Source organism: Myroides injenensis M09-0166, assembly GCF_000246945.1.
Lineage (GTDB): Bacteria > Bacteroidota > Bacteroidia > Flavobacteriales > Flavobacteriaceae > Flavobacterium > Flavobacterium injenense.
In genome coordinates this window covers 1-4,421 of the sequence record NZ_BAEX01000139.1, presented here as the reverse complement: position 1 = coordinate 4,421, position 4,421 = coordinate 1, and the positions used below count along the sequence as shown (strand labels likewise).

Below are 4,421 nucleotides of genomic sequence, written 5' to 3'. Positions count from 1 at the left end.
TTTTTTGATATTCTTAATAAGAACCTGATTGCATTTGAGCATCTTGAATCATTTTTTCATTTGCTCTAATACCAAATTCTACACGTCTATTCTTAGCTCTACCAGCTTCTGTATCATTACTTGCTATAGGATCTGCTATTCCTAATCCATCAGTTTGAATACGATTAGAAGCTACTCCTTGTTGAACTAAATATTGTTTAACAGATGCTGCACGTTTTTTGGATAAACTTAAATTATATTCCTCTCTACCTGAAATATCAGTATATCCATAAATATCAATGTAAGTATCTGGTTCGTCCTTGAATACTTTTACTAACTTATCTAGATTACTTTTTGCTTTGTCAGTTAAGGTAGCTTGATTTAAATTGAAATTAACTGAGTTCTCCCCTAAGATTAATTTAATTCCTTCCCCTACTCTTTCAACTTGTGCACCAGGAACAGTCTCTTCAATTTTTCTAGCTTGAGCGTCCATTTTATTTCCAATTACACCACCAGCAGCACCACCAATTATTCCACCTAAAACAGCTCCTAATGCTCCATTACCACCTTTACCAATATTATTACCTAATATTCCACCGATAATTGCACCACTAGCTGCACCAATACCTGCACCTTTTTGTGTATTATTTGCATTCTTAACTGAATCACATCCTGTTAATCCTATAGAAGTAGTTAAAAACACTCCTGCTAATGCTATTGTTCCAATTTTTTTCATTTCTTTTTCTTTTATTTTTTTTAATTTCTTACAAAATGATAAGTAACATCATAAGTTTTTCCTCCTGCATAAAACTTATCAACCAAATCAAAAGAATTACTTGTTTGATTTCTTACTTGCATAGAATATCCAGTGGTAATATTTTTCGCTTTCACCCCTTCATCAATGAACTTAAACTCAAAAGCTCCATTAGGTGTAATACTCCATTTAAAATTACTTTCAAAACTAGGACAATTACCACCTTGATTTAATGACAAATTCCCTGTATTATTATTTGAAACAAATTTCCATTGACTGCCAATAAAACAATCTGCATCAGCAATATTAAATGAGTTTACTTTTACAAATTCACCTCCTATACGATTAACTTTAGTTAATGTCCAATTTCCTTTTAACCCTACTTGTGATTTACTATCCATAGTAGGTTTACATGATACAACTGCTAAAGCAATTGCTCCTAAAACAAGTAATTTCTTCATAATATCTTCTTTTTCAAATTTTATTATTACTAAAAAACAATTTAATAGTTAATATAAATTACTATTAACTGTCAAAATGACACCTCTACTCATTTGGTATCTTTTTTGACTTCACAATGTAAATTTACTAAAATTAAAATTATCTAATAAATAAAACATATAATTATGACATCTGGAAAAATTAACGTGACCGTGGAGAATATCTTCCCACTTATCAAAAAGTTCTTATACAGCGACCACGAAATCTTTTTAAGAGAATTAATTTCAAACGCAACGGATGCTACTTTAAAATTAAAACATCTTACTAGTATTGGAGAGACAAATACAGAATATGGCAATCCAATCATTGAAGTAAAAATCGATAAAGACAATAAAGAACTTCGCATTATAGACCAAGGTATTGGTATGACTAAAGATGAAGTTGAAAAATATATTAACCAAGTAGCGTTCTCTGGAGCTGAAGAATTTTTAGAAAAATATAAAGATTCTGCAAAAGACTCTGGCATTATTGGACATTTTGGATTAGGTTTTTACTCTGCTTTTATGGTAGCTGATAAGGTTGAAATCTTCACAAAGTCCTACAAAGACGAACCTGCTGCTCACTGGACATGTGATGGTAGTCCTGAATATACCTTAGAAGAATCTGATAAAAAAGATAGAGGTACAGAAATAGTTCTGCACATAGCTGATGACTCATTAGAGTTTTTAGAAGAAGGAAAAATACGCGAGCTATTAACTAAGTACAATAAATTTATGCCTGTACCAATTAAATTTGGTACGCACGAAGAGGGCGAAGGAGAAGAAAAAGTTGAAGTTGATACTATTATCAATAATCCTAACCCAGCTTGGACTAAGCAGCCTTCAGATTTAACTGATGAAGATTATAAAAACTTCTACAGAGAGTTGTACCCAATGCAATTTGAAGAACCATTATTTAATATCCATCTTAATGTGGACTACCCATTTAATTTAACAGGAATTCTATATTTCCCTAAATTGAGTGCTGATCTTCAAATGCAAAAAGATAAAATACAACTTTATCAAAATCAAGTATTTGTTACTGACAACGTAGAAGGAATAGTTCCTGAATTCCTAACAATGTTAAAAGGTGTAATAGATTCACCAGACATTCCATTAAACGTTTCTAGATCTTATCTACAAGCAGATGGTAATGTTAAAAAAATATCAAACTATATCACTCGTAAAGTTGCTGATAAATTAAAATCATTATTTAACGAGAACAGAGAAGATTTTGAATCAAAGTGGAATGATATTAAAATTGTACTAGAATATGGTATGCTATCTGAACCAAAATTCTATGAGAAAGCAGGATCATTTGTACTTTACCCTACTGTTGATGGAAAATACTATACGCTAGAGGAATTAAAAGAAGCAATAAAAGATAACCAAACAGATAAAGATGGAAATCTAATTGTATTATATGCTTCTAATAAAGATACTCAAGATAGCTATATAGCGACTGCAAAAGAAAGAGGATACCAAGTATTACTTTTAGATTCACCAATCGTTTCTCACTTAATTCAGAAGTTAGAAAGCGATAATGAAAAAATGTCATTTGCTCGTGTAGATGCTGATCATATCAGTAATTTAATTAAAAAAGAGGATATTGAAATTTCAAAACTTTCTGAAGATGAACAAAAAACATTGCAAGAAATTATTGAAAACTCTGTTCCTAAAGAAAAATATACTGTCAAGCTAGAAGCAATGGATAGTACTGCAGAACCATTTATTATTACACAACCTGAATTCATGCGTCGTATGAAAGAAATGAGTCAATCAGGTGGCGGTGGAATGTTTGGAATGGGTAATTTCCCAGAAATGTACAATCTAGTTGTAAATACTAATTCTGAACTTGCTTCTACTATTATTAATAATAGTAATGAACAAGAAAGAAATGAAAGTATTAAACAAGCGATGGACTTGGCTAAACTTTCACAAGGTTTATTAAAAGGAGAAGAACTAACGGCATTTGTTAAACGTAACTTTAATAGATTAAAATAAGCAATACCGTTTATTATAAAAAAGCTGTCTTTAATTTTATTTGAAGGCAGCTTTTCTTTTTTATTACTTCGTCAAAATATTATAAAACTAATAAGAGAAAATTTAATATTGCATAATACATTCAAACAATAAAAAATCACAACTATTGTCAGACATTTGTCCTAAATACCTTTACTTTTATTAACTACCTTTGTATCGCAAAAAAGAAAAAAATGAAAGAACAAAATAATACGTTAAAAGGAGTACTTTTAGTAGCAATAGGAGCTTCTAGTTTTGGTATGCTTGCCTCTTTTGTAAAATTAGCTTATAGAGATGGATATACTACTGCAGAAGTAACTTTTTCACAAGTTATAATAGGTCTAATTGGTGTTACATTAATTAACCTATTGAGAAAAAGACAACCAACTGAAGAAAAAGCTACTTCAAAAGATATAAGACAACTTATTTTAGCTGGTACTTCAATGGGGTTTACTTCTGTACTATATTATATGGCTGTTAGTTATATTAATGCATCCATAGCCGTAGTATTATTAATGCAATCTGTGTGGATTGGAATTGTACTAGATAGTATAGCGACCAAGACTTTTCCTAATAGATTGAAAATTATAGCTGTTATACTAATTCTTACAGGTACTGTTTTAGCTACTAATGTATTAGGAAGTGAAATAAAACTTGATTACAGAGGTGTAATATTTGGATTTTTAGCTTCTTGTTCGTTTGCTACTACGCTATTTGCATCTGGACGTATAGCACACCATTTAGCTGCTCCAAAAAGAAGTATGTATATGTTATGTGGAGCTGCAATTATTGTTTCAATTTTTGTTTTCATCACCCAAATAGGTCCTAACAATTCAGAAATGATGATGAATTTCTATCATTCTTTTTCTGATAATACTTCTGGAATAAGAGACTTTAATTGGAAAATATTTTATGGTTGGGGATTAGTACTTGCTCTATTTGGTACTATCTTACCTCCTTTATTCCTGAATATGGGATTTCCTTTAACTGGAGTAGGTCTTGGAAGTATAATATCTTCTTTAGAATTACCAGCTTCTGTTACTGTAGCATTCTTTGTTTTAGGAGAAAAAGTTATTTTAATACAATGGATAGGAATTATACTAATATTAAGTGCTATTGTATTAATGAATAGTAATCTATTATTTGCAAATAAAACTAAATTTGAGGAACCTTAATATTTAGGTATA

At 30.3% G+C, this 4,421-nt stretch carries 4 protein-coding genes; 2 read left to right on the top strand and 2 right to left on the bottom strand.

The features are described 5' to 3' along the window. Positions 1-13: 13 nt before the first annotated feature. Both RH98_RS14700 and RH98_RS14695 read right to left on the bottom strand, forming a co-directional pair. Entirely contained in the window at positions 14-715 is a 702-nt protein-coding gene (locus RH98_RS14700; protein ID WP_010257130.1) for a YiaD family glycine zipper/OmpA-like lipoprotein, read from the bottom strand. 20 nt (positions 716-735) lie between these two features. After that, positions 736-1,194, bottom strand: a complete 459-nt coding sequence (locus RH98_RS14695; protein WP_010257127.1) for a lipocalin family protein — start codon at positions 1,192-1,194, stop codon at positions 736-738. Between the two features lie 165 nt (positions 1,195-1,359). Between RH98_RS14695 and htpG the strand changes: the two genes are divergently transcribed. Then, positions 1,360-3,216 (top strand): molecular chaperone HtpG, encoded by a 1,857-nt coding sequence (gene htpG, locus RH98_RS14690; protein ID WP_010257123.1) that lies wholly within the window; start codon positions 1,360-1,362, stop codon positions 3,214-3,216. Between the two features lie 212 nt (positions 3,217-3,428). Beyond that, positions 3,429-4,409, top strand: a complete 981-nt coding sequence (locus RH98_RS14685; RefSeq protein ID WP_010257120.1) for an EamA family transporter — start codon at positions 3,429-3,431, stop codon at positions 4,407-4,409. Positions 4,410-4,421 lie beyond the last annotated feature (12 nt).